The 25,063-nt window shown below is 69.7% G+C and carries 23 protein-coding genes; 12 read left to right on the top strand and 11 right to left on the bottom strand.

Annotated elements, in window-relative coordinates; genetic code table 11:
• The first annotated feature begins 10 nt into the window (after positions 1–10).
• On the top strand, positions 11–844 hold the full coding sequence (locus ACSHT8_RS08055) for an alpha/beta hydrolase (RefSeq protein WP_436499236.1): 834 nt from the start codon (positions 11–13) through the stop codon (positions 842–844).
• A gap of 75 nt (positions 845–919) precedes the next feature.
• On the opposite strand, the gene ACSHT8_RS08050 is transcribed toward ACSHT8_RS08055, so the two are convergent.
• Complete coding sequence (locus ACSHT8_RS08050) at positions 920–4,741, bottom strand: endo-alpha-N-acetylgalactosaminidase family protein (RefSeq protein WP_436499234.1); 3,822 nt, start codon at positions 4,739–4,741, stop codon at positions 920–922.
• Between the two features lie 280 nt (positions 4,742–5,021).
• Here ACSHT8_RS08050 and ACSHT8_RS08045 point away from each other — a divergent pair, with 280 nt between their 5' ends.
• The 3 genes from ACSHT8_RS08045 (at position 5,022) to ACSHT8_RS08035 (ending at position 8,222) form a co-directional block, all read left to right on the top strand.
• Positions 5,022–6,338, top strand: coding sequence for an ABC transporter substrate-binding protein (locus ACSHT8_RS08045; protein WP_436499232.1), 1,317 nt, complete (start codon positions 5,022–5,024; stop codon positions 6,336–6,338).
• A gap of 82 nt (positions 6,339–6,420) precedes the next feature.
• Positions 6,421–7,371: a carbohydrate ABC transporter permease gene (locus tag ACSHT8_RS08040; RefSeq protein ID WP_436499230.1), complete on the top strand. Its 951-nt coding sequence runs from the start codon at positions 6,421–6,423 to the stop codon at positions 7,369–7,371.
• Positions 7,368–8,222, top strand: coding sequence for a carbohydrate ABC transporter permease (locus ACSHT8_RS08035; RefSeq protein WP_436499228.1), 855 nt, complete (start codon positions 7,368–7,370; stop codon positions 8,220–8,222). Before ACSHT8_RS08040 ends, ACSHT8_RS08035 begins: the two co-directional genes overlap by 4 nt.
• Positions 8,223–8,287: 65 nt before the next feature.
• On the opposite strand, the gene ACSHT8_RS08030 is transcribed toward ACSHT8_RS08035, so the two are convergent.
• Entirely contained in the window at positions 8,288–10,030 is a 1,743-nt protein-coding gene (locus ACSHT8_RS08030) for a glycoside hydrolase family 35 protein (protein ID WP_436499226.1), read from the bottom strand.
• A 138-nt stretch (positions 10,031–10,168) separates the two neighbouring features.
• Between ACSHT8_RS08030 and ACSHT8_RS08025 the strand changes: the two genes are divergently transcribed.
• The 4 genes from ACSHT8_RS08025 (at position 10,169) to ACSHT8_RS08010 (ending at position 13,663) form a co-directional block, all read left to right on the top strand.
• Entirely contained in the window at positions 10,169–11,254 is a 1,086-nt protein-coding gene (locus ACSHT8_RS08025) for an ABC transporter ATP-binding protein (RefSeq protein ID WP_436499224.1), read from the top strand.
• A 68-nt stretch (positions 11,255–11,322) separates the two neighbouring features.
• The gene (locus ACSHT8_RS08020) at positions 11,323–11,937 is read left to right on the top strand and encodes a bifunctional 4-hydroxy-2-oxoglutarate aldolase/2-dehydro-3-deoxy-phosphogluconate aldolase (protein ID WP_436499222.1); all 615 of its coding nucleotides are present in this window, start codon (positions 11,323–11,325) and stop codon (positions 11,935–11,937) included.
• An 87-nt stretch (positions 11,938–12,024) separates the two neighbouring features.
• On the top strand, positions 12,025–12,915 hold the full coding sequence (locus tag ACSHT8_RS08015) for an SMP-30/gluconolactonase/LRE family protein (RefSeq protein WP_436499220.1): 891 nt from the start codon (positions 12,025–12,027) through the stop codon (positions 12,913–12,915).
• A gap of 40 nt (positions 12,916–12,955) precedes the next feature.
• Positions 12,956–13,663, top strand: coding sequence for a FadR/GntR family transcriptional regulator (locus ACSHT8_RS08010; RefSeq protein WP_436499218.1), 708 nt, complete (start codon positions 12,956–12,958; stop codon positions 13,661–13,663).
• 13 nt (positions 13,664–13,676) lie between these two features.
• Here the strand turns inward: ACSHT8_RS08010 and ACSHT8_RS08005 are convergent, their stop codons facing one another.
• The 3 genes from ACSHT8_RS08005 to ACSHT8_RS07995 all read right to left on the bottom strand — a co-directional run bounded on the left by ACSHT8_RS08005 (position 13,677) and on the right by ACSHT8_RS07995 (position 16,443).
• Complete coding sequence (locus ACSHT8_RS08005) at positions 13,677–14,258, bottom strand: dihydrofolate reductase family protein (protein WP_436499216.1); 582 nt, start codon at positions 14,256–14,258, stop codon at positions 13,677–13,679.
• A gap of 65 nt (positions 14,259–14,323) precedes the next feature.
• Positions 14,324–15,145 (bottom strand): helix-turn-helix domain-containing protein, encoded by an 822-nt coding sequence (locus ACSHT8_RS08000; protein WP_436502013.1) that lies wholly within the window; start codon positions 15,143–15,145, stop codon positions 14,324–14,326.
• Between the two features lie 65 nt (positions 15,146–15,210).
• Positions 15,211–16,443, bottom strand: coding sequence for a polyketide synthase (locus tag ACSHT8_RS07995; RefSeq protein ID WP_436499214.1), 1,233 nt, complete (start codon positions 16,441–16,443; stop codon positions 15,211–15,213).
• Between the two features lie 144 nt (positions 16,444–16,587).
• On the opposite strand from ACSHT8_RS07995, the gene asnB reads away from it, so the two are divergent.
• From asnB to ACSHT8_RS07975, 4 genes are all read left to right on the top strand, one after another.
• Entirely contained in the window at positions 16,588–18,375 is a 1,788-nt protein-coding gene (gene asnB, locus ACSHT8_RS07990; RefSeq protein ID WP_436499212.1) for an asparagine synthase (glutamine-hydrolyzing), read from the top strand.
• Between the two features lie 61 nt (positions 18,376–18,436).
• Positions 18,437–18,856 carry a hypothetical protein gene (locus ACSHT8_RS07985; protein ID WP_436499210.1) on the top strand — a complete coding sequence of 140 codons (420 nt, stop codon included), beginning with the start codon at positions 18,437–18,439 and terminating at the stop codon, positions 18,854–18,856.
• The gene (locus ACSHT8_RS07980) at positions 18,850–19,077 is read left to right on the top strand and encodes a helix-turn-helix transcriptional regulator (RefSeq protein ID WP_436499208.1); all 228 of its coding nucleotides are present in this window, start codon (positions 18,850–18,852) and stop codon (positions 19,075–19,077) included. The genes ACSHT8_RS07985 and ACSHT8_RS07980 overlap by 7 nt, the downstream gene beginning before the upstream one ends.
• On the top strand, positions 19,074–20,042 hold the full coding sequence (locus ACSHT8_RS07975) for an NAD(P)-dependent alcohol dehydrogenase (protein WP_436499206.1): 969 nt from the start codon (positions 19,074–19,076) through the stop codon (positions 20,040–20,042). The genes ACSHT8_RS07980 and ACSHT8_RS07975 overlap by 4 nt, the downstream gene beginning before the upstream one ends.
• Here ACSHT8_RS07975 and ACSHT8_RS07970 read toward each other — a convergent pair.
• The 6 genes from ACSHT8_RS07970 to ACSHT8_RS07945 form a co-directional block, all read right to left on the bottom strand.
• Positions 20,039–21,283 carry an RNA polymerase sigma factor gene (locus ACSHT8_RS07970; protein ID WP_436499204.1) on the bottom strand — a complete coding sequence of 415 codons (1,245 nt, stop codon included), beginning with the start codon at positions 21,281–21,283 and terminating at the stop codon, positions 20,039–20,041. The genes ACSHT8_RS07975 and ACSHT8_RS07970 overlap by 4 nt on opposite strands.
• 48 nt (positions 21,284–21,331) lie before the next feature.
• Complete coding sequence (locus tag ACSHT8_RS07965) at positions 21,332–21,751, bottom strand: YciI family protein (RefSeq protein WP_436499202.1); 420 nt, start codon at positions 21,749–21,751, stop codon at positions 21,332–21,334.
• 191 nt (positions 21,752–21,942) lie between these two features.
• Positions 21,943–22,758 (bottom strand): amidohydrolase family protein, encoded by an 816-nt coding sequence (locus tag ACSHT8_RS07960; protein WP_436502012.1) that lies wholly within the window; start codon positions 22,756–22,758, stop codon positions 21,943–21,945.
• Positions 22,758–23,702 carry an aldo/keto reductase gene (locus ACSHT8_RS07955; protein ID WP_436499200.1) on the bottom strand — a complete coding sequence of 315 codons (945 nt, stop codon included), beginning with the start codon at positions 23,700–23,702 and terminating at the stop codon, positions 22,758–22,760. The genes ACSHT8_RS07960 and ACSHT8_RS07955 overlap by 1 nt, the downstream gene beginning before the upstream one ends.
• Positions 23,699–24,001, bottom strand: coding sequence for an L-rhamnose mutarotase (locus ACSHT8_RS07950; protein ID WP_436502011.1), 303 nt, complete (start codon positions 23,999–24,001; stop codon positions 23,699–23,701). The genes ACSHT8_RS07955 and ACSHT8_RS07950 overlap by 4 nt, the downstream gene beginning before the upstream one ends.
• 11 nt (positions 24,002–24,012) lie before the next feature.
• On the bottom strand, positions 24,013–25,041 hold the full coding sequence (locus ACSHT8_RS07945) for an ABC transporter permease (protein ID WP_436499198.1): 1,029 nt from the start codon (positions 25,039–25,041) through the stop codon (positions 24,013–24,015).
• Positions 25,042–25,063: the final 22 nt, after the last annotated feature.

The following is a 25,063-nucleotide window of genomic DNA, read 5'->3' as shown; positions in this document are numbered from 1 at the left end:
GAACACGCACGTGAGAACTGTGTCCCGCAGAGGACTTCTCGTCGGCGGCCTCGGCCTGCTCGCCGCCGCGGGCTGCCAGGACTCGGCGACGCCGACCAGCGCCCCGCCCGTCACCACCGATCCCGCCGTCCTGGCCCAGTCCGGCGAACCCGTGACCGTGGTCCGGGCGCTGTCGTACGCCCGCGGCAAGGACGTGCGCATGGTGATCTACCGCCCGGAGAACGCGGGCACCGCCGCGCTGCCGGTGTGCCTGGCGATGCACGGCCAGGGTGAGGACGCCGACGCGTTCGCCGGAATGGGGATCACCGGGGCGCTGACCGAGATGGTCCGCGCGGGCGGCAAGCCCTTCGCCCTGGTCGCGCTCGACGGCGGCACGTCCAGCTGGACCAAGGCGGGCGCCGACGACCCCGGGCGGATGCTGCGCGAGGAGATCCCGGCGTGGCTTACCAGGCAGGGCCTGGCCACGACGGTGTTCGGCTCGCTCGGCATCGGCACCGGGGCCTACGGCGCGCTCAACTACGTCACCCAGCCGGGAGTGGCGGTGACCGCCCTGCTGGACCCGACGCTGTTCGACGACTTCGCGGGCGCGCGCGCCGGCGGCGGTGTGGCCACCGACGAGGCATGGAAGGCGGCGGACCCGTTCCGGCAGCTCGACCAGATCAGCCAGGTCGCGGTCGGCATCTGGTCGGGCGAACCGGACGCGACGGCGAGCAGGCTGGCGGGCGCGGTTAAGGCGGAGAAGGTCGACATCGGCTCCGGGGCAGGCGGATTCCGCCAGCGCAAGCTTCCCGAAGTGCTCACGTTCCTGGGCAGCCAGGGAATCCGGATCGCCGGTGGCTACTGACCCCCGGTCCCACTCGGCTCGGCGATGACCACGGGACCGGAACGCGACGCGTTCCGGTCCCGTGGTGTGCGGTGGCTAGCTGCCGGTGACGTTCAGTTCGGCCGCGGCGGCCCACGGGCCACCAGCCAGCTCCGAGGTCGCCTTCAGCCGCACATAGCGACCGGACTTGGCGGTGAAGCACGCGTCCTGCTCGCTCGTCGCGCTGGTGAAGGTGTCCGTCTTCACGGCGGTGCCCCACGTGGTGCCGTCAGCCGACACGTACACCTCGTAGTTCCCGATCTTGCCGTTCACGCCCGTCTGGCGGGGCAGATAGTGCAGGCACGACACCGAGTACGCGCGGGCGAGGTCGAGGACGATCTCGTGCGGGTACGGGGTGTCCGGGTCGACCTGCGACCACGCGGTGTGCCACAGCGTGGCCGGATTGCCGTCCAGGACGTTGGTCGCGTTGCCCCCGCTCGCCGTGTCCTCGCTGTCGACCGACTCCACCGTGATGCCCGACTGCGCGATCCGGGTGGCGGCCTTGTAGCCCACGTTCAGCTCGGCGGCCGACGCCCACGGGTTGCCGTTGACCTCCGACAGCGCCCGGAGCCGGACATACCTGGCCTGGCGTGGGGTGATCGCGACGGTCTGCTCGGTGGTGGCGTTCTGGAACGTGCCCGTCGCCGCCGCCGTGCCCCACGAGGTGCCGTCGGTCGAGGTGTAGACCTCGTAGTTGGCGATGCGGCCGTTGGTCTGCGACTGGCGGGGCAGGTAGTACACAGAGGACACGTTGTACGTCGCGCCGAGGTCGAGCTGGATCTCGTGCGGGTACGGGGCGTTCCCGGCCGACCACGCGGTGTGCCAGATCGTGCCTGCGTTGCCGTCGAGGACGTTGGCGGCCGCGCCGTTCTCGCCGGAGGTCTCCTGCGAGTCGACGTAGATGACCGTCATGCCCGACTGCGGCACCCGCGGGTCACCGCCGGTGCCCGCGCCGAGGTCGTCGACCACGAGGTCGTCCACGATCAGGTCGGCCTCGTTGTTCGAGCCCTCAGCGGTCAGCTTCCGCACACCGATCCACGCGTTCGGCCCCGCGGTGAACGTCTTGGTGAACGACGTCGTGGTGCGGGCCTGGGCGAAGTTGGTCGTGCTGGTCTCCGAGGCGCCGGAGCCGGTGACGAAGGCGTACTCGTTGCCGAAGCCCGCCTGGTAGTTCAGCGTCACCTTGTACTGGCGGCCCTCGGTGAACCGCAGCGTCTGCGGCACCGTCTGGTAGATCAGCCGCTGCCGCTCCTCGTGCGACTTGAGCGAGTTGCCGCCGGTGATCACGTCGTCGACGAGCTTCCCGTTCCACCCGGCCTGGGTGTACGGGGCGTTGCGCTGGGCGAGGTGGGTGCGCGGGTCGGTCTGCGATCCGCCGCCGACCACGAACGGGCCCCAGCCCGCGTCGACGTTCTCGAAGTCCTCGGTGAAGTAGTGCCCGTTCAGCGGGGTGCGCGCGGAGCGGACCACCCGGACATCGTCGAAGACCACAGTGCCGGAGCCGGTCGCCGCGGACAGCGCCAGGGTGGCGGTGGTCTGCCCGGCGGGGACGTCGAACAGCACCTTCATGCGCTGCATGGTGGAGCCGTTCTTCTCGCTGCCGCCCGCGGCCTGGGTGACCCCGGACCAGTCGGCGTACACCGACGCCGCGGTCCCGCCGGTCGGCGTGACCGCGAGGGTGGCCTTGCGCCCGGACGGCGTGGTCACCCACACCGACGCCGAGTACGTGCCCTGGCTCAGGCCGGTGAGCTGCTGCGACACCGTCGGCGCCGAGTTGGCCGCGATCGTGAGCTCGTTCTGGCCGTTGGCGTTGCGGGCGACGGCGGCGCCGGTCCCGGACACGGTCCACGCGCTGAGGTCGCCCGCGTAGAAGCCGGGGTCCTTCAGCGGCGTGCCCTGGCCCCAGTTCGGCGTGGCCTGGGTGGGCGCGGCGCCGTTGTAGACGACGTAGGCGGTGTTCGCGGAAGCGTTGACCGTGACCTGGCCACTGGTGACGGTCAGGTCGCCGACCAGGACGCGGCCGGTGTCGGTGAGCCGGTACAGCTTGGGGGAGGACCAGCCTGCAGGCAGGGTCCACGTGGTGTTCCCGCCCGCGCTGTTCCAGTGGTACAGCTTGCCGTCGCGCGGCAGCAGGTACGCCCCGCCGCGCAGCACCTCACGGCCGCCCTCGGTGATGACCCTGGTGCCGCCCGCGTTGGTCACCTTCGCCCCGTTGGCCAGGGTGACGGTGTCGCTGGTCCACTTCACGATCGGTGAGGACTGCAGGTACTTGGTCGGCAGGTTCACCCCGAAGGTGGTCTGCAGGAACCTGGTGAAGTCCTTCTTGCCCTGCCAGCCCTCGTACGCCTCGATCTCGGCGCCGCCCAGCAGCGGGTGCCGCACGATCCAGTCGTCGCGGGTGTGGTTGCCGATGAACCGCGCGAGCTGGGAGTTGACGCCCTTGTAGTTCGTGCCGCCGTAGTTGACGTCGGCCGACCAGTGCGCCCACAGCGCGTTGTCGATCATCTTGTCGGGGAACTCGGTGGCGATCTGCAGGCCGAGGCCGTTGATCTCGCGGGCGAGCCTGCGCGAGACGTAGCCGTCGCCGTACCAGACGTCGACATAGAAGAAGTCCAGGTTGGGCGCCTTGTTCTTGAGTTCGGTCATCCGGGCCACGCGCTGGCCGGACTGGCCGTCGAGCCGGTGGTTGACCACATAGGACTGGTCGAGCCAGTCCCAGCCGAGCGCGCCGGTGTGCCGCGCGGGGTCGAACGTCCGGGAGACCGGGTACTCCTCCTGCGCGTTGACGTGCACGCCCATGTCGGCGTTCCACGCCTCGGCCGCGTCGGTGAGCAGCCGGAAGTCCGCGTCACCGCCCATCCGCTCGCCCACGAACCCGTAGTCCATGTGCGCCGAGTCGTGGCCTTCGGAGCCGTAGCCCTTGAGCAGCACGAACTGGCCGAGGCCGTCGGTGGCCAGGTTGACCCGCTTGGTCTCGTCGAGGGTCTGGGTGAACGGGTGCGTGGCCAGCGAGGCGAAGTTGAACGGGATCCGCTGCACGACCCGGTCGGCGGTGTCCTGCCAGCCGGTCGGCGGGGTCCAGATGTCGCGGTGGGCCACCGCGGCGTCCTGCCAGTCGACCACGCTGTCGGCGTTGCGGTCCTTGGTGATGGCGACCTTCGCGTACGGCAGCGGCTCGGTCTGGGTCAGCGGGGCGCCGGATGGCCGGTACAGCCAGTCGCCGCTCCACAGGCCCGCGCGCCGGTAGCCGGACTTGGCGACGACCTGCTTCTGCACGCGCCCGTTCTCGTCGGCGGTGCCGCCGGACGGGCTGTCGTAGTAGGAGTTCGACACGATCGCCGCGCCGAGCTGCGCGGTGTTGGCCACCGCGAACATCACCCCTGTGGGCGAGGTGTCGGCGGCGGTCGTGGCGGTGACCGCGGTGAAGGTGTCACCCGTCCCGGTGGTGTTGGTGTTCATCTTCGCGGTCGCCAGCGCGGCGCCGGTCTGGTCGCTGCGCACCGAGACAAGGTTGTGGCCGGGGATGGCGAAGGTGGACACCCGCAGCGATGCGGTGTCGCTGATGGACGTCACGGCGAACTCGACGTTCGACCCGCTCACCGAGAGCCGGGCGTCGATGGTCACCCCGGAGAAGGTGAGGCGGTAGTCGACCTTGTCGGCGGCGACCGTCGAGGTGACGGTCGGGGTGTAGGTGGTGCCGTTGACGCGGATGTCGGTGAGGGTGTCCTCGTTGCCGTGCAACACATTGCCGCTCGCGCGGTCGGTGTAGCTGATGACCCGGGGGAAGTCCTGGTCGACGCTCACGGAGAGGGCAGGCGAGGTGATGGCTACCGGCGTCCCGGCGGCGGCCGGGGTGGCGGAGAGGATGGGGACGGTCAATGAACCGGCTAAGACAGACACAAGGAGCGGTACGCGGCCACGCATCCGAACAACCTCCTGCAGGGGGGAGCGATAGTTCGGTCAGTGTTGGTCGCCGGTTTGCTCACGTCAAGACACAATGTGTGTTCTTGTGCGCCAAACCGTACGTAATCGAGCAACTTCGCGCACGATCACCGGGCTACTTTGCAACAAAGTGTTGACGGGATGCGCAAGAACGCTCAGAATCAACCAAATCCAATCACGTTCGTGCGGACGAAGGTCCACTCGCTCGGAGGTACCCGTGTTCCCAGACATGCCCAAGCGGCTCGCGGCCCTGGCCGCCGCGGCCTCGGTCGCCCTCGGCGTCAGCGCCTGCGGCGGCTCGACCGACTCCGGTTCCAACGGGTCGCCCTCCAGTTCCGGACCCGTCACCGTGGAGTTCTGGGGCTGGGCGCCGGGCTACCAGGAGGCGGCTGACCTGTTCAACTCCACCCACACCGACATCAAGGTCAAGTTCAACAAGACCCCGTCCGGCTCCAAGGGCGGCTACCAGCAGATGCTGAACGCGGTGAAGGGCGGCTCGGCGCCCTGCCTGGCCCAGGTGGGCCTGGAGACGCTGCCGACCTTCGTCGTCGAGGGCGCGCTGGCCGACGTGGCCAAGGAGGCCAACGGCGACGCGAGCAAGTTCGTCGAGTGGACCTGGAACCAGGTCAGCGTCGGCGGCCAGGTCTTCGCCGCGCCCGTCGACACCGCGCCGATGGTGCTGTACTACCGCAAGGACGTGTTCGAGAAGTTCGGCCTCGGCGTGCCGACCACCTGGGACGAGTACGAGGCCGCGGCCCGCAAGCTCAAGGCGGCCGACCCGACCTACTTCATCTCCTCGTTCGACTCCGCCGACCTCTACACCTTCGCGGGCTTCGCGTGGCAGAACGGTGCCAAGTGGTTCGGCACGGAGGGCCAGAGCTGGAAGGTCGGCCTGGGTGACTCGGAGACCACGAAGGTGGCCGAGTACTGGCAGAAGCTGCTGGCCGACAAGCTGGTCAAGCCGGAGCCGGGCTTCGACAAGGAGTGGAACGCCGACGTCAACTCCGGCAAGGTCGCCTCGTACGTGGGTGCGTCCTGGGCCTCGGCGCTGATCAAGGACAACGCGCCTGACGGCAAGGGCAAGTGGGGCGTGGCCCCGATGCCGCAGTGGACCGCCGGTGGCAAGAAGGCGGGCAACGCGGGTGGCTCGGCGACGGCGGTGCTGAAGGGCTGCAAGGACCCGAAGCAGGCGTGGGCGTTCGCGTCGTGGATGAGCACCGACCCGGCGGCGTACAAGATCCTGATCGAGAAGGCGGGCCTGTACCCGGCGGCGAAGTCGCTGCTGGACCTGCCGGAGCTGAACAAGCCCTCGGAGTACTTCTCCAACGAGAACCTGGGCGCGGCGTTCAAGGAAGCGGCCAACAACACCGACACCTCGTGGCGCTGGGGTCCGACCATGACCCAGGTGTCCACTGACTTCGGCGACGCGGCAGGCAAGGTTGTCACCGGCGGCGGCACCCTGCCGGAGGCGCTGAAGACGGTCCAGGGCAAGACCGTCGAGGCCATCAAGCAGAAGGGCCTGTCGGTCTCCTGACCGCCCTGAACCCCGTGGCGGCCGTGCGCATTCGGCCGCCACGGGGTTCACCCCGCCCGAGCTCCCTCCCGGAAGGTCCACTGTGCACACTGTCGCTCCGCCGGGCCAGGCGGCCGCCGCGCGACCGGCACCCGCGCCCAAGCGCCGCAAGCAGGTCTCCCACCGCGGCTTCATTCTCAGTTTCCTGATCCCGTTCGGCGTGTTGTTCGTGGCGATGTATCTGGCGCCGATCGCGTATTCGATCGTGGAGAGCCTCTACACCGTCAAGCGGTCCGGTCTCGGTTTGGGCCCGTCGGAGACGGTGTTCGCCGGGTTGGACAACTACGCCCGCGTGTTCGCCGACGACTCGTTCCTGACCTCGGTGGGTCGGGTGCTGTTGTTCGGGGCGGTGCAGGTTCCGGTGATGCTGGGGCTGGCGACCGTGTTGGCGTTGCTGCTGGACTCGGCTGTGGTGCGGTTCCCGAATTTCTTCCGGGTCGCGTATTTCGTCCCGTTCGCGTTGCCGGTGGTGGTTTCGGCGCTGTTGTGGTCGTTCCTGTACGCGCCGGGGTCGAGTCCGTATCAGAAGCTGTTCGCGTTGGTGGGGTTGTCGATCGACTTCACCGCTGATGGGACGGTGCTGTGGTCGCTGGCCAACATCGTCACCTGGGCGTGGACCGGCTACAACATGTTGATCATCTACTCGGCGTTGCAGGCGCTGCCTACCGACATCTACGAGGCCGCCAAGATCGATGGTGCGTCGGGGTGGCAGATCGCGTGGCGGATCAAGCTTCCGCTGGTGCGGCCGGCGATCACGTTGACGGCGGTCATGTCCGTGATCGGGACGCTGCAGCTGTACAACGAGCCCGCCATCGTCAAGCACATCGCGCCCGCGATTGATTCCAAGTACACGCCGTTGATGCTGGCGCAGACCGCCGGGTTGGAGAACAGCGACTACAACTTCGCCGCCGCGGTGTCTGTGGTGTTGGCGTTGGCGACGTTCGCTCTGTCGTTCGTGATTCTTCGCTTCGCTCGCCGGAAGGGAAACCTATGACCGCGCCGACTCGGGCGGGCCGGGGGTTCACCAAGGGGCAAATCCTTGGTACTGCCTTCCTGTTCGTTCTCAGTGTCTATTTCTTGCTGCCGCTGTGGTGGCTGTTGGTGTCTTCGACGAAGAACACGGGACAGTTGTTCTCCACCAACGGGTTCTGGTTCGCGGACTTCCATCTGTGGGAGAACCTGTCGAAGCTGTTCGCCGCTGATGATGGAGCGTTTCTCACGTGGGTGGGGAACACGGTTCTGTATGCGGGGGTTGGTGCGGCGGTCTCGACGGTGATCTCGGCCGCTGCCGGGTACGTGCTGGCGAAGTATCAGTTCCGGGGCAAGGAGACTGTGTTCGGGGTGATCATCGCGGCGGTGTTGGTGCCGAAGGTGATGCTCGCGCTGCCGCTGTATCTGATGTTCGCGAAGTTGGACATCACGAACACGTTCTGGGCGGTGTTCCTGCCCAGCATCGTCAGCCCGTTCGGGGTATACCTGTGCCGCGTCTACGCGGCCGCGTCCGTACCGGATGAGCTGATCGAAGCCGGGCGCATCGATGGGGCCTCCGACACGCGGATCTTCTTCACGGTGTCGTTGCGGGTGATGTCGCCTGCGTTGGTCACCGTGTTCTTGTTCCAGTTGGTGGAGATTTGGAACAACCTGCTGCTGCCCATGGTGATGTTGCAGGATGACTCGCTGTGGCCGGTGACTGTCGGGTTGACCTATTGGGACAGTCTGCGGACCACATCGAACTATGGGTTGACGGTGACTGGTGCCGCTGTGTCCGTGGTGCCGTTGATCATCGCGTTCATCATGTTGCAGCGCTTCTGGCGCTCGGGGCTGACCGCGGGCGCGGTCAAGTAAGAAGGAAGAAGGAAGAAGGGAGCCGATCCGCGCCAGGCAGCGGAACGGCTCCCTTCTTCATGCCCTCAGCCCAGCGAGCCCCGGAAGACGTCCACTTCGCCCAGAGCCGGTTCGGCGACGAACTCGACGGTGTCGGCTGTGCCCGGGTGCAGGTCCAGGACCACGATCTCGTTGCGCCCGGCCGTGAGGACAGGCTTGGGGACATACAGCCTGGTCTGCGGGCCGCGGTCCCAGAACCTGCCCAGGTTGAAGCCGTTGACCCAGGCGAAGCCCTTGGTGAAGCCGGGCAGGTCCAGGAACGTGTCGGCGGGCTCATCGATCTCCAGCACCCCGCGACGATAGATCGGGCCTTCCGCTGTGGTGCCGAATTCGATCTCGGGCAGGTCTGCCAGGCGCAGGACTTCCCAGTCGGCAAGGCGGACGCCGTTCGCCAGGACGCCTGCCAGGAGGCCCTTGCGGTCGTGCAGGTGGGGGCCGTAGTTCACTCGCCCCTGGTTCTCCAGCAGGATCTCCAGCACCTGGCCCGCTGGAACAGCGATCTCGTCGGCGCCGTAGCGCTCCAGAACGCCGATCTCGACGCCGTCCACGAAGATCTGGGCGCGGTCGTTCACGATCGGGACGCGCAGTGTGGTGGTGCCCTCGGGCAGAGCTGTGCGGTAGACGGCGAAGCCGTAGCCGATTCCGGCCTCCTCGACCGTCGGCGCCGTCTCGTACTTGCCGACCGACACGAGGTTGCCCAGGACCGGAGCCTTGTCGGTGAGTCGCACGGGGCCGAACTCGGCCAGGTGTACCGCGGGTGGCTCCTCGGTCAGCGGTGTGCCGAGGTGCTTGGCGATGACGTCGCGGAAGGCGTGGAACTTCGGGGTGGCGGCGCCCCACTCGTTCAGCGGGGCGTCGTAGTCGTATGAGGTGATGGTGGGTTCGTAGCCCGTGCCGTGGTTGGCGCCGCTCAGGTAGCCGAAGTTGGTGCCGCCGTGCCACATGTAGAAGTTGACCGATCCGCCCGCGCCGAGGATGTCGTCGAGGGTGGCCGCGGCGTCGTCGGCGTCGCGGACGTGGTGGAGTTCGCCCCAGTGGTCGAACCAGCCGCACCAGAACTCCATGCACATGAGGGGGCCGGTGGGGCGGTGGCGGCGGAGGGCCGCGAAGGCCTCGGGGGCGCGGGAGCCGAAGTTGACCGTGGCGAGGACGTCCGGGACGAGGCCGTTGGTGAGCATGTGCTCTTCCGGGCCGTCGGAGGTGAACAGCGGGACGTCGACGCCGCGGGTGCGCAGGCCCTCGGCGAGGTGGTTCAGGTAGCCGGGGTCGGCACCGTAGGAGCCGAACTCGTTCTCGACCTGGACCATGATGGTCGGGCCGCCCTGGGTGATCAGGGTGGGCAGCAGGCGGGGGACGACCTCGTCGAACCAGACGTCCACCGCGTCCAGGAAGGGCTGGTAGGAGCTGCGCAGCCGCATGTCCGGGTCGCGCAGCAGCCACCAGGGGAGTCCACCCAGTTCGAACTCCGCGCAGATGTACGGGCCGGGACGCAGCAGGACGTACAGCCCGGCGTCGGCGGCCAGCTGGACGAACCGCTCGACGTCGAGGCCGCCGCTGAAGTCGTACCGACCCGGTTCCGGCTCGTGCAGGTTCCACGGCAGGTAGGTCTCGACCGTGTTCAGGCCCATCGCCCGCGCCGCGGCCAGCCGGTGTTCCCACTGGTCGGGATGCACCCGGAAGTAATGCAGCGCACCGGAAACCAGGCGGAGCGGCTCGCCGTCGAGCAGGAAGTCCTGGTCGCCGACGGTGAACCTGGGGGAGTCGCTCATGGGTGTCCTAAGGGGTCGGATGGACTGGGCTCAGACTACACAAAATCTGCGCGTAAGATGTTCGCCAAGTGTTGACTTATGCGTGAAACAAGCTGAGAATTTGCACATTCGTGCATCCCCTGGTGTTTGGAGTGGCCCATGGCCGGTGTGTCGTACCGCGGAGTCACCCGCCGCTATCCCGGCGTGGCTCGACCCGCGCTCGATCAGCTCGACCTGAAGATCGAGGAGGGCGAGTTCCTGGTCCTCGTCGGCCCGTCCGGCTGCGGCAAGTCGACCACCCTGCGCATGCTCGCGGGCCTGGAGCCCGTCGACGACGGCGGGATCTGGATCGGTGACCGCGAGGTCACCAGCCTGCCGCCGAAGGACAGGGACATCGCGATGGTGTTCCAGAGCTACGCGCTCTACCCGCACATGACGGTGGCGGAGAACATCGGCTTCCACCTGAAGATCACCAAGGTGGGCAAGGACGACCGGGACAGGCGCATCAAGGAAGCGGCGAAGCTGCTTGACCTGGAGCAGTACCTGGACCGCAAGCCCGCCAAGCTCTCCGGCGGCCAGCGCCAGCGCGTCGCGATGGGCCGGGCGATCGTGCGCCGCCCGCAGGTCTTCCTGATGGACGAGCCACTGTCCAACTTGGACGCCAAGCTGCGCGTGCAGACCCGCACCCAGATCGCGTCGCTGCAGCGCCGCCTCGGCGTCACCACGCTCTACGTGACGCACGACCAGACCGAGGCCATGACCATGGGCGACCGGGTCGCGGTGCTCAAGGACGGCGAGCTGCAGCAGTGCGACACGCCGGTGAACCTGTTCTCCCGGCCGGTCAACCTGTTCGTCGCCGGGTTCATCGGCTCGCCCGCCATGAACCTGCTCGACGCCCAGGCACAGGGCGACACCGTCCGCCTCGGCTCGTGGTCCACCCGCCTCGACCGCGCCGACCTCACCGGGCTCACCTCGCCCGACCTGGTCATCGGCGTGCGCCCGGAGAGCTGGCGGATCACCGCGCCGGGCACGGGGATCGCGGCGACGATCGACGTCGTCGAGGAACTGGGCAGCGACGGCTTCCTGTACTGCAGCGCCGACATCGGCGGCAAGCAGCAGCCGGTCACCGTGCGCACCGGCGGCATGTCCCGGCACCGCCCGGGCGAGAAGCTGTGCCTGACCCCGCTGACCGAGCAGGTCCACCTGTTCGACAAGGCGACCGGCCTCCGCCTCGGCGGTCACTGACCCGCCGGGCCGCGGCGCCGCCAGGGGCATTGGCGACGCCGTGGCCCGGCCATCCGAAAGGCGGGACCATGACCCCGGATCTGCTCATCTCGGTCTTGGCCGAAGCCCGGGTCATGGCGATCCTGCGCGGTGACGACCCGGCGCGGCTGGTCGCCTCGGCAGGCGTGCTCGCCAAGGCCGGGGTCGACGTCCTGGAAGTGTCGCTGACCAGCGAGAACGCTCTCGACGTCATCACCGACATCCGCACCACCCACCCCGGCCTCGTGCTCGGCGCGGGCACCGTCCTCAGCGCCGCGCAGGCCAAGGACGCCGTCGCCGCGGGTGCCGGGTTCCTGGTCAGCCCCACCGTCGCCGCGGGTGCCATCGCCGCGGCGGACGCGCTCGGCATCGGGATCCTCGTCGGCGCGCTCACCCCCACCGAGGTCGACACCGCGTGGCTCGCGGGTGCCACGGCGGTGAAGGTCTTCCCGGCCTCGGCCATGGGCGGCCCGGACTACCTGGCCGCCCTGCGCGGGCCGTTCCCGGACATCCCGCTGGTCGCCGTCGGCGGGGTCGGCCTGGCCGACGTGCCCGCCTACCTCGCCGCGGGCGCGCTCGCCGTCGGCATCGGGTCACCGCTGCTCGGCCGCGACCTCGACGGCCTGGCCGACCGCGCCGCACTGGCGGTGTCCGGTGCCCATTGACGTGTTCAGCACGCAGGCGGTTGGCACGGCGTCCTCTGCCGTGCCGAACTCGACCTGACGACAGACGCGACCGGAAGGACCCCTGCCATGACCGATGTCCTGAGCACCGCGTTGGCCAACTGCGTTGGCGGACCGCCGTGCTATCTCGGTGAGGGGCCGCTCTGGAGCGGCGGGGAGCTGTCCTGGGTCGACATCACCGCGGGTCGGCTGCACGTGGCCCGCTGGGTCGACGGCGAACCCCGCCACTATCTGAGCCTGTCGGTCGACGGCACCCTCGGCGCGGCCGTCCCGCTGCCGGGCGGCGCGGGCTGGCTGGCCATGACCGGTTCCTCGGTCACCCACCTGCGCCGCGACGGCTACGACACCCCGCTCGGGGCCGTGTTCGACGGCCCGGTGGGCGTGCGGTTCAACGACGCCAAGTGCGACCCCGTCGGCAGGCTGTGGGCGGGCACCATGCACGCGTCGCTGCCCGGCCTCGGCGCGCTCTACCGCTTCGACCTCGACGGCAGCGTCGTCCCCGTACGCACGGGTGTCGGCATCTCCAACGGTCTCGGCTGGAGCCCTGACGGCACCCGGATGTACTACGTCGACAGCGCCGCGCGGACCCTGGAGGTCCACGACTACGACCTGGCGACCGGCGAGCTGGCCAACGGCAGGCCCCTGGTCGCGTTCGAACCCGGCTGCGGCGACCCCGACGGGCTGGCCGTCGACGCCGAGGGCGGCATCTGGGTGGCACTGTGGGACGGCGCACAGGTCCGCCGCTACGCCCCGGACGGCACGCTGAGCGCGATCGTCCCCGTGCCCGCCAGCAGGCCCACGAGCTGCGCTTTCGCCGGCCCGGACCTGGATGTCCTCGTGATCACCACCGCTCGCGGCGCCGACCTGGAGGCGGGCGCGGGCCTGCTCTACACCTGCAGGCCAGGGGTGCGCGGCGCGCCCGCGACGCCCTACCTGGGCAAGACTCCGTGTCCCAGCTAGTCTGACAAACGTCGGATGTTCAGCGAGGGAGCCAACCGAGATGCCGGTAACAGACGAGGCGATCGAGAAGATCAAGGGCATGATCGTCAGCGGTGAGCTCGGTCCCGGCTCCAAGCTGCCCCGCGAGGCCGACCTCGCCGAACGCCTCGGCCTGTCGCGCAGCTCGCTGCGGGAGGCGGTCAAGGCGCTGTCGCTGATCCGCGTGCTCGACGTCCGCCAGGGCGACGGCACCTACGTCACCAGCCTGCAGCCCAACCTGCTGCTCGACGCCTTGGGCTTCGTAGTGGACTTCCACCAGGACGCCTCGGTGCTGCACTTCCTGGAAGTCCGCCGCATCCTCGAACCCGCCGCCACCGCCATGGCCGCCACCGAGATGTCCGACATCGACATCGCGGGCCTGCGCGCGGTCCTCGCCGAACTGGCCCCCGACGCCAGCATCGAGGAACTGGTCGCCAACGACCTCGAATTCCACCGCCGCATCGCCACCGGCTCGGGCAACCCGGTCCTGTGCTCGCTGATCGACGGCATGTCCGGCCCCACGGCCCGCGCCCGCATCTGGCGCGGCCTCACCCAGGAGGGCGCGGTCCAGCGCACCCGGGAACAGCACGTCGCCATCTGCGACGCGATCGAGGCCAGGCAGCCGGAGGTCGCCCGCGCGTGGGCGACAGTGCATGTGGCGGGGGTGGAGCTGTGGCTGCGCAACATGCTCGGCTCACCCGCTTCAGCGTTGGCGCCCGGCGCTCGCTGATCGCCCGGCCCGTTCAGCGGCGCACCTGATAGCGCAGGTGAAGCACCCGGTTGCCCTGAATCACCGTGTCAGGACCCTCCAACAGGTGCTGCGCGTCGACCGACCCGAAGTAGCGCTTGCCGGACCCGAACACCACGGGGACGACGTCCATTCGCACCTCATCGACTAGCCCCGCGGCAAGCGCCTGGCCGCCGACGTCGCCCGCGGCGATCTCGACGACGCGGTCACCCGCCAGCTCCTGCGCCTTGGCCACGGCCGCCTCGACGCCGTCGACGAAGTGGAACGGCGCCTCGGGGTCCCAGCCCTCCGGCGCGGGCCGGTGCGTCACGACCACCACGTGGTCGATCCCGCCCGGCGGTTTGCCATCCCAGCCGTCCGTCAGGTCGAAGACGTGGCGGCCCGCGATCGTCACGCCGATCCGGTCCCAGTACGCCCGGGTGTAGTCGTAGGACACTTGCGACACCTTCACCACGCCGCTCTCGTCCAACGGGACGTCGCCGCTGGTCAACCACTCGAACAGCGGTCCGGGCTGGTCGTTCTCGTCGGCGACGAAGCCGTCCACCGACACCGAGCTGTACATGACGACCTTGCCCACGGGACTCTCCTCTGCTTTGGGTGTCCCCAAATTAACCTTTCGGGAGCCGCCGCTCTTGTAAGAAATCAATCGGCGGGCAGCGGCCAGCCGTCCAGCGCGTGGCCGGGATGTTCGCGCAGGAACCGCCGCCGGACTTCGACGTAGCGGGTCGGCGTGAGCCCGGTGAACTCCCGGAACTCGTGGCCGAAGTGGGCCTGGTCGAAGTAGCCCGCGCCACCGGCGAGCTCGCTCCAGTCGACCGGTCGGGCGGGGTCGATCGCGAACACGGTCGCGGTGAAGCGGTAGGTGCGGGCCAGCCGCTTCGGCGTGACGCCGATGAGCTGCTTGAACCGCTGTGCCAGATGGGTGCCGCTGACCCCGGCGGCCACGCTCAGGTCGCCGATCGCCACCGCCCCGCCCGCCGCCTCGATGACGTTGCTCGTGTGGCGGACCAGCCCGAGGCCAGCGGTCTCAGACAGCCGCCGCATCAGCTCGTCCTCGAGCAGCGTCAGCATCTCGTGCGGTCCGTCCGCCATGGCCAGCCGGTCGCGCAGCTCGGCGATGGCGGGCCTGCCCCAGACCTGCTCTATCGTCACCGGCCGGTCACACAGCTCGGCCGCGGGCATCGGCAGGAACGGCGCCGGTCCCCACGGCTTGAAGTGCACGCCGACGGACCGCGTCCCGGGCGGGTAGCCGAACTCGAACGCGCGGGTGGGCATGGTGACCACGCAGCCGTCGGCGTACTCGGTCGTCTCGATGTCGGTGCCCGCGCGGATGCGGAACGGCGGCCCGAGGTTGACGATGAGCAGCGCCGCGGGCATCGGCGGCAGCGTCAGCCGGGCGTACGGCGGCGCGCCCTCCAGGTAGTAGAGGTCGTCGATCAGCCCGTCCAGCGGCGGTCGCGGCACTCTGGACACGTACTCCACGCACACAGCATCGCCGAAGCCCCACCTGACGTCGAGCTGCGGCCCGCTCAGTGTCGGTGCCGCTCGCCCGGGGGTTCGCCGACGAGGAGGTGGACGAAGGTTCCGGACAGGCCGTAGGTGTTGACACCCGCGATCGCTGTGCCCCGGTACGGCCAGGCGATGGTCTCGGGTACCGGGGCGATGCCCAGACCTGACCAGTCCACAGAGGACGTCGGCTGCTCGCTGTGCAGGCTGGCGGGCAGGGTGCGGTGGTGGAGCGCCAGCGCGGTCTTGATCAAGCCCGCGACGCCACCCGCGGCCTCCGGGTGGCCGATGTTGGACTTGACCGAGCCCACAAGGCACGGCCGCCCTTCCCGCCTGCCCACGCCGATCGCCTGCCCGATCGCCTGGAGTTCGATGGTGTCGCCCCGTGGGGCGGCGTTGCCGTGGGCCTCGACGTAGCCGATCTGCTCCGGCGCGATGCCCGCCGAGTCGCACGCGCGGTGGATGACCTGGAGGTAGCCCTCGACTGACGGGGCGATGATCGCCTTGGCGGTTCGGCCCTTGCTGGCCTGCGCGCTGCCGAGGATCGTCGCGTGGATCATGTCGGCGTCGGCGAGAGCGGTCGAAAGGCGTTTGAGCACCACGGCTCCCGCGCCGTCCGCGCGCACGAAGCCGTCGGCGTCCTCGGCGCCGAACCGGCAGCGGCCGGTCGGCGACAGCAGGCCCGCGGCGGCGTAGCCGAGCGTGTGGTCCACACCCAGCACAAGGCTCACCCCGCCCGCCACCGCGACGTCGCACTCGCCGGTGCGCAGGCTCTGGCAGGCCAGGTGCACGGCCAGCGTCCCGGATGAGCAGGCCGCGTCGACGGTGGCGCACGGGCCGCGCAGGTCCCACGCGTTGCTGATCCGGCCAGACGCCATGCTGCGCGCGGCGGTGCCCGCGATCGCGTACATGTCCACTTTGGCGTTCGCGCGCAGCGAGTCCCAGTGCTCGCCCGTGCTCTGCCCCATGAACACGCCGACCTCCTCGCCCGCGAGCGACTCGGCGGTGCAGCCCGCGTCGAGCAGCGCGTCCCACGTCGTGGTCAGCAGGACGCGGTGCTGCGGGTCGATGATCGCGTCCTCGCGTTCGGTGACACCGAACAGGTCGCGGTCGAACCCGGCCGCCGGGTCGATGAACGCCCCCGCCGCGACCGCGTCCACGCCGTCGCGGAGCAGGGCCCAGAGCGCGCGGTAGTCGGCGGCGCCGGGCAGCCGGGCTCCCATGCCGACAATGGCGATCGGCTCGCATGTGGACATGACGACCTCACTGGTGTCACTCGAACGTGGCGGCTCGCTGACCACTGTGGACGGACACACCATGTGATCATGAGTGCGGCCAGGGTAGCCGTGCTGGTCGCTGTCCGCGCGTCGAGCGCAGTCCAGTGCCGTGGAGGTCGAATCGTGTGTGGAATCGCTGGCTGGGTCGACCCTGCCCGGCCGGTCGAGGCGTCGACCGTTCGCCGGATGACGGACACGCTCGCCGCGCGCGGGCCCGACGACGCGGGGCTGTGGGCCGGGCCCGACGCGTGCCTCGGGCACCGCAGGCTCGCCGTGCTCGACCCGGCCAATGGGCAACAGCCGATGCTCACCACCGACGACCGGGACGAAGCCGTCATCGTGCTCGCCTACACCGGAGAGGTCTACAACCACGCCGAGCTGCGCCTGGAACTGGAGCGGCTCGGACACAAGTTCCGCACCGACACCGACACCGAGGTCGTGCTGCACGCGTGCGGGCAATGGGGCAGCCGCGCTCCCGAACGCCTGAACGGGATGTTCGCCTTCGCCGTGTGGGACGCGCCGCGTCGGCGACTCATGCTCGTCCGCGACCGGTTGGGCGTCAAACCGCTGTTCTACGCGCGCCACGGCGGGGGAGTGCTGTTCGCCTCCGAGCCCAAGGCGCTGTTCGCCTCGGGGATGGTCGCCCCGGCGGTCGACACCGACGGCCTGCGCGACTTCTTCGCCTCGGTCCGCACGCCGGGCCGGAGCCTGTTCACCGGTGTCCGCGAGGTCCCGCCGGGGTGTCTGGTGCTGGTCGACCACCGGGGTGTCCGCGAGCGTCCCTATTGGACATTGGCGGCCCGGCCGCACGCCGACGACCTGCCCGGCACCGTCGACCGCGTGCGCGGCCTGCTGGCCGACATCACCGACCGGCACGTGCGCGCCGACGTGCCGATCGGCGCGCTGCTCTCCGGCGGGCTCGACTCCAGCGCCCTCGCCGCGCTGGGCCACCGGGCGCTGCCGCTGCGGACCTTCTCGGTCGACTTCGCGGCCCCGTTCGTCCCCGACCGGCTGCGCGCCACGCCGGACGCGCCGTTCGTGCGGGACATGGTGGCGCACTGCGGGTTCGACCACCGCGACATCGTGCTCGACTCGGCCGCGCTCACCGATCCCACCGTGCGCGAGGCGGTTGTGGCCGCGCGCGACGCGCCCGCGACGGGGAACATGGACGCGTCGCTGTACCTGCTGTTCAAGGCCGTCCGGGAGCACTCGACGGTCGCGATCTCGGGGGAGAGCGCGGACGAGGTGTTCGGCGGCTACCCGTGGTTCCGCGACCCGGTCTCCGCGGACTACCCGTGGCGCTACCTCACCGGCCGCAGCGGCACTTACCAGGCGCTGCTGCGCGCCGACGTGGCCGCCGAACTCGCCATCGCCGACCACCGCTTCGCGCACTACCGCCAGGCGCTCGCCGAGGTGCCGGTGCTGCCCGGTGAGGCAGGGCGGCAGCGGCGGATGCGCGAGGTCTTCCACCTGCACTTCACCCGGTGGCTGCCCGACCTGCTCGACCGCAAGGACCGGCTGAGCATGGCCGTCGGGCTGGAGGTCCGGGTGCCGTTCTGCGACCACCGGCTCGTCGAGTACGCGTTCAACACGCCGTGGTCGCTGCACACGTTCGACGGCCGGGAGAAGTCCCTGCTCCGCGCGGCGACCGTCGACCTGCTGCCGCCGAGCGTCACCTCCCGGGTCAAGGCGCCCTATCCGGTCACGCAGGACCCGGCCTACGACCAGGCGATCGGCGAGCAGGCCCGCGATCTCCTCGCCTCGCCCAACGCCGCGGTCTGGACGCTGCTCGACCCGTCGCGGCTTCGCGGTCGGCTGTCCCGGACACCTGACCAGGCCACTCGGGCGGGGATCGACTTCGCGCTGTCGCTGGACGTCTGGCTGAGGTCGGTTGAGGTTAAGAAACTTTGACATCGTGTCCGCGCTGCTTTACCTTTGCTGATGTCAGGTTTGTTTGACAGAGGAGTGCGGCGTGGCGGTTGAAGAGCAGCGCGCGTGGATCATGGGCGTGGTGACGATCGTCGCGTACGCGGTGTACGCGGTGATCATCCTGAGTCGCGACGGGGCGCTGGTCGACGTGCCCTATGTGGTGCCGATGCTGTGGACCATCGGCGCGGCGATCGTGGCGTCGATCGTGCTGCACATCGTGGTGTCGATCGCCTCGGGGGAGTCGAGCAAACGCGACCAGCGCGACCGGGAGATCGAGCGGTTCGGCGACCACGTCGGCCAGTCGTTCGTGGTGATCGGTGCCATCGCTGCGCTGATCCTGGCCATGGTCGAGGCCGACCACTTCTGGATCGCCAACGCGGTGTACCTGGGGTTCGCGCTGTCCGGTGTGCTCGGGTCGATGGCCAGGATCTCCGCCTACCGGGTGGGGTTCCAGGCATGGTGAAGTCCACAAAGGTCACCAACTCCATCCGCGCGCTGCGGTTCGCGCACGGGGAGATGACGCAGGCCGACCTGGCCAACCGGGTCGGCGTGACCCGGCAGACCATCATCGCCATCGAGCAGGGGCGCTATTCGCCTTCGCTGGAGATGGCGTTCCAGATCGCGCGGGTGTTCAAAGTGCCACTCGACGACGTTTTCCAGTATCCGGATGGAGATGCGCCGTGAAGGCGATAACGCAGGACAGATACGGCTCGACGGACGTCCTCTCGTTCGCCGACATCGACACCCCGACACCAGGTGCGGGCGAGGTGCTGGTCCGGGTGCACGCGGCGGGCGTCGACCCGGGCGTGTGGCACCTGATGACGGGACTGCCTTACGCGGTCCGGCTGGTCGGCTACGGGCTGCGCGTGCCGAAGGTGGCCGTCCGCGGCCGGGACCTCGCGGGGACGGTCGAGGCGGTCGGCGCAGGCGTGACCCGCTTCAAGGCGGGCGACGAGGTGTTCGGCACCGCGGAGGGCACCTTCGCCGAGTACGTGTGCGCACGGGAGGACCGGCTCGCCGCGATCCCGGCGAACCTGCGTCCCGAGCAGGCCGCCGCCGTCCCGATCTCGGGAATGACGGCGCTGCAAGGACTGCGTGACCGGGTCGAGCCCGGCCACCACGTGCTGGTCATCGGCGCGGCGGGCGGGGTGGGCACCTACGCGGTCCAGCTGGCCAAAGTTCTCGGGGCCGAGGTCACCGGCGTGTGCAGCACGGGCAAGGTCGACCTGGTGAAGTCGATCGGCGCCGACCACGTGATCGACTACACCCGGTCGGACTGTGTCGACGGGTCGGTCCGGTACGACCTGATCCTCGACATCGCGGGCAACCGGCCGCTGTCCCGGCTCCGCGGCGCCCTCACCCCGAAGGGCACGCTGGTCGTAATCGGCGGCGAAGGCGGCGGGAAGGTGCTCGGCATGATGGGCCGGGTGCTCGGCGTGGCGCTGGTGTCGCCCTTCGTGAAGCAGAGCCTCCGCAGCCTGATCTCGGTGGAGCGGGTCGCCCACCTCGAAGCGCTGCGGGAGCTGATCGAGGCGGGAACGGTCATGCCGGTGCTCGACCGCACCTTCCCCCTCAGCGACGCCGCGGCCGCGATCGACTATGTCCAGAGTGGACAGGCGCGCGGCAAGGTAGTGCTGGCTGTCTCCTAGTCCGCGGCGATCCGGCTGAGCAGCAGCGCGCGCTCCCGTTCGTTGCGGGTGAGCTGGGCGGCGCGTTCGAACTCCGCGCGGGCCTCCTCGGTGCGGCCGAGTTTGGCCAGCAGGTCGCCGCGGGTGCTGGGGAGCAGGTGATACTCCCGCAGCGTCGGTTCGTCGCGGAGTTCGTCGAGCAGTTCCAGCCCGACTGCCGGGCCGAAGGCCATGCCGATCGCGACGGCGTGGTTGAGCTCGATGATCGGCGACGGCGCGACCAGCGCCAACGCCTCGTAGAGGCCCGCGATCCGCAGCCAGTTGGTGTCCTCGGGTGTGCGGGCGTTGGCATGGCAGGCGGCGATCGACGCCTGGAGCGTGTACGGGCGGCCCATGCCGCCGAGGGACTCGGCCTTCTTCAGCGCGGCGAGCCCGCGCCGGATCAGCAGTTGGTCCCAGCGGGCACGGTCCTGCTCCAGCAGCAGCACGGGCTCGCCGCCGGGGCCGACGCGTGACTTGGCGCGCGAGGCCTGGATCTCCAGCAGGGCCACCAGTCCGTGCACCTCGGGCTCACGCGGCATGAGTCCCGCGAGGACCCGGGCCAGACGCAGCGCGTCCGCGCAGAGCGCGGGCCGCATGAGGTCCTGGCCCGCGGTGGCCGAGTAGCCCTCGTTGAAGATCAGATAGATCACGCCGAGCACGGCCGCGAGGCGGGCGTCGCGCTCGTCCTCGGCGGGGACCTCGAACGGGACACCAGCCTTCGCGAGGGTCTTCTTGGCCCGCACGATCCGCTGGGCGATGGTCGCCTCGGCGACCAGGAACGCCCGGGCGATCTCGTCGGTGGTGAGCCCGCCGAGCATCCGCAGCGTCAGCGCGACCTGGGCCTCAGTGGACAGCACGGGGTGGCAGGCGGTGAACACCAGGCGCAGCAGGTCGTCGTCGATGTCGCCGACCCCGGCGCCCGCGTCGGGCGCGTGGTCGTGCTCGGTGTCGCGGCCGATCTGCTCGAGCTTGCGGCGGTAGTTCTGGTCGCGCCGGGCCAGGTCGACCGCCCGGTTCTTCGCCGCGGTCATCAGCCACGCGCCGGGGTTGCGCGGGATCCCGGTCTCCGGCCACTTCTCCAGCGCGGTGACCAGGGCGTCTTGGGCGAGTTCCTCGGCCAGGCCGACGTCGCGGACCAGCCTGGCCAGCCCGGCGATCAGGCGGGCGGACTCGATCCGCCATACCGCCTCCACCGCCCGGCGCGCGTCGGTAGCCGTCACGCCTGGATCAAATCAGCTACCGACGCGCGCGGGCAAGGCACGCCATGGTCAGCCGTTCTCGACGGTCGCGCGCAACTCCTTCTCCAGCGCCCTGACCTCCGGCGAGGCGTTCTCGAAGTCCTCAGCGGAGAACACCTGGCGAATCTCGATCTGCGACTCGCCGCCGGTGACGTTCGGCACCCGCTTGACCCACTCGACCGCCTCTTCCAGCGACTTCACCTCGAGCAGCCAGAACCCGGCGATCAGCTCCTTGGTCTCGGCGAACGGCCCGTCCACGACGGTCCGCTTGTCGCCGGAGAAGAAGACGCGGGCACCGTTCGAACTCGGGTGCAGCCCCTCACCCGCGAGCAGCACACCAGCCTTGACCAGCTCCTCGTTGAACGCCATCATCTCGCGCAGCATCTCGTCGCTGGGCTGCACGCCCGCCTCGGAGTCCTCGGTCGCCTTGACGATCACCATGAAACGCATCTTCGTCTCCCGTATCGGGTCTGTCGGCCGGGTCCATCCTGGCCTCTACTGACGCGACGATCGAACGGGGCCCTGGATCGACACGCGCTCCAAAGTTTTTCTCCGACCTGTCGAGTGCGCCGTAACCGCTGGTCAAGCGGGTGCTAGTCGGAGGAACGCCGCGATGGGTGGCTGGACTGGACTCGCGCCGGTCACTTGAGTCCGTAAACCCGCCGGGCGTTGCTGTTGAGGACCGCGTCGCGTTCCGTCAGGGTGGCGTGGGTCAACAGGACCTCGGCGAGCGACTGGACCTCGGCGTAGCCGCCCGCCAGGTCGCACACCGGCCAGTCCGAGCCGAACAGCACCCGGTCGCTGCCGAACGCCGTCAGGACGTGGTCGGCGTACGGGCGGATGTCCGACGGCAGCCACGACGTCCAGTCCGCTTCCGTCGTCAGGCCCGACAACTTGCACACCACGTTCGGGCACCGGGCCAACTCGGTGATCCAGTCCGCCCACGGCTGCCACTCGCCGCCTGCGATGTCCGGCTTTCCGGCGTGGTCGAGTACGAACATGCCGTCGACAGCCCGAGCGGTGACCAAGGCGGCGGGGCGGGAGGGGACGCGGACGAGCAGGTCGTAGACCAGGCCGCGCCTGCCAAGCTCAGTGAGCGAGCGCTGGACCGCTGGACGCAGCAGCCAGTCCGGGTCCGGTTCGTTCTCCACCTGGTGGCGAATCCCGACGAGCAGCGGGTCGGCGAGGTTGGGGTCGTCGAGATCCGCGAGCAGGTCGGTCCAGCCGACGACGCCCGCCACGTAGCCGTCGCTTTCCCGCGCCACAGCGAGAAAATCAGCCGTTTCCTCCGAAGTGGACACCGTCTGCACCAGCACGGTCGCCGTGACATCCGGCCCGGCCGCGGCGCGCAGGTCGTCCACCGTGTACTCCCGGCGGATCGGGTCGAGCACGGCGCCCGCCATCCACGGGTAGGCGCGGGCGGCCGGGTTCCAGAGGTGGTGGTGGGCGTCGGTGATCACAGGGCCGCCAGGTCCGTCCAGAGCGCGTCCGGCACGGGACGGGCGAACAGCTCGGCGTTGCGGGTCACCTGGGCGGCGTCGCGGGCGCCGACGACGATGCCCGCGACGGCGGGGTGGCGGGCCACGTGGGCCATCGCGGCCCGCGGCAGGCTGACGCCGTGCTCCCGGCACAGCTCGGCGATCCGCAGCGCCCGCGAACGCAGCTCAGCGGATATGGGCGCGTAGTCGAACGTGTCGCCGGGGGTGTCGGTGGCGAGCACACCGGAGTTGAACACCCCGGCGCCCAGGACCGACACGCCGTGTTCCAGGCAGTGGGGGAGCAGGGTGTCGGCGGCCGAGTCGTCCAGCAGGGTGTAGCGGCCCGCGAGCATCACCGTGTCGATGTCGGTCTCGGTGACGAACCGGTCGAGCAGCTGCCACTGGTTCATCCCGACGCCGATCGCGCCGACCACGCCGTGCGACCGAAGCTCGTGCAGGGCGGGATACGCCTCATCGATGGCCTGGGCCCAGTGGTCGTCCGGGTCGTGCAGCAGGACGACGTCGACGTGGTCGAGGCCCAGTCGTTCCAAACTGGACTCCAGCGACCGGCGGACGCCGTCGGCGCTGAAGTCCCAGCGGCGCACCGAGTGGGCCGGGACGTCGAAGCCCTGGTCGTCGCGGCCGCCGCCGGAGTGCGGCTCCAGGAGGCGGCCCACCTTCGTCGACACCACGAACTCCGACCGCGGGCGGCCGGTCAGCGCGTCGCCGAGGCGGCGTTCCGACAGGCCCAGCCCGTAGTGCGGTGCGGTGTCGAAGTAGCGCACCCCCGCCGCCCACGCCGCGTCGACGGCACCGAGGGCGTCGGTGTCGTCGACGGCGGTGAACAGGTTGCCGATCCCGGCCGCGCCGAACCCGAGTTCGGTGACCTCGACGGCGGAGGTGCCCAGGCGGGCCTTCTTCACGGAAGCTCCCAGACCTTCTTGATGCCCATGTCGTTGCCCGAGTAGTCGTCCTCGACGTCGAGGAGCCGGGCCATCCGCGCCTGCCACGGGATGTTCGCCGGGTGGTCGGCGAGCATCTTCCGCATGGCCTGGTAGTCCTCGACCTCGACGAAGTGGAACAGGTCCAGTCCGTCGCGCCAGATCCGCCACGTGTGCACCCCGGCATCGCGCAGGGCGTCGGCCAGGTCGGGCGGGATCACGGCGTGCTCGCGGTCGTAGTCCGCTTCCATACCCGGCTTGAGCCGGGTGTGCAGGGCGATCCGGTCCACGGTCAGTCCTGGGCCTTTCCGCTGGTCACGCGGGCGATGATGAGCGCGACCAGGATGACGAGGCCGTACACCGCCTGGATCTGCAGCGGGTCGACCTGGGCCAGCACGAGCACGCTCTCCAGCAGGCCGAGCAGCAGCACGCCGGTCAGCGCGCCGAACAGCGAGCCCTTGCCGCCGTCGAGCATGATGCCGCCGATGACCGCGGCCGCGAACACCTTGAAGATCATGCCGTCGCCCATGGTCGCCGACACCGCGCCCAACTGACCCGCCAGCATGAGGCCCGCGAACGCCGCCAGCACGCTGGCGATGATCAGGGTGATGAACACGACCCGCTCGACCCGGATGCCCGCGGCCCGCGCCGCGGCGGGGTTGCCGCCCACCGCGTAGATCGACCGGCCCGCGCGCGTGTAGCCGAGCACGACGATGCCGACGCCGAAGGCCACGATCACGATCCAGATCGACACCGGCAGGCCGACGATCCGGGTGCTGCCCAGGTCGTCGATCACCGGGACCTTCTTGGCCAGGTTGGACATCGTGGCGCCGCCGACGATGGCCAGTTGCAGGCCGCGCAGCAGGATCAGCATGGCCAGGGTGACCATGAACGCCGACAGCTTGACCTTGACGATCATGAACGCGTTGAACAGGCCGACCATCGCGCCGAAGAACAGCGTCACCGGCAGCACCGTCCACGCGGGCCACGGCGCGCCGAGGAAGTCGCTGGTGCCGACCACCATGAACACCGCGATGGCGGGCGCGAAGCCGACGGTCGACTCCAGCGACAGCTCCATCTTGCCCACGATGAGCACCAGGGCCTCGGCGAGCACGAGCAGCGCCAGCACGGCCTGGTACTTCAGCACGTTGTCGACCAGGTACGACTTCGTCAGGAAGACGTCCGGGTTGATCGAGTAGCCGATGATGAGCACGACGATGATCGGCGGGATCAGGGCCAGGTCACGCAGCTTGGCCAGCCGGAGCCGGTTGCTGGGCCTGCCTGACTTGGCGGGGTCGCCGCCGTCGCTCTGCTCCACCATTGGAGACTCTTTCGCCAGAGTT

Origin of the sequence: Actinokineospora sp. HUAS TT18 (assembly GCF_051364635.1) — a bacterium.
GTDB lineage: Bacteria > Actinomycetota > Actinomycetes > Mycobacteriales > Pseudonocardiaceae > Actinokineospora.
This window is presented reverse-complemented; position numbering and strand designations above follow the sequence as displayed.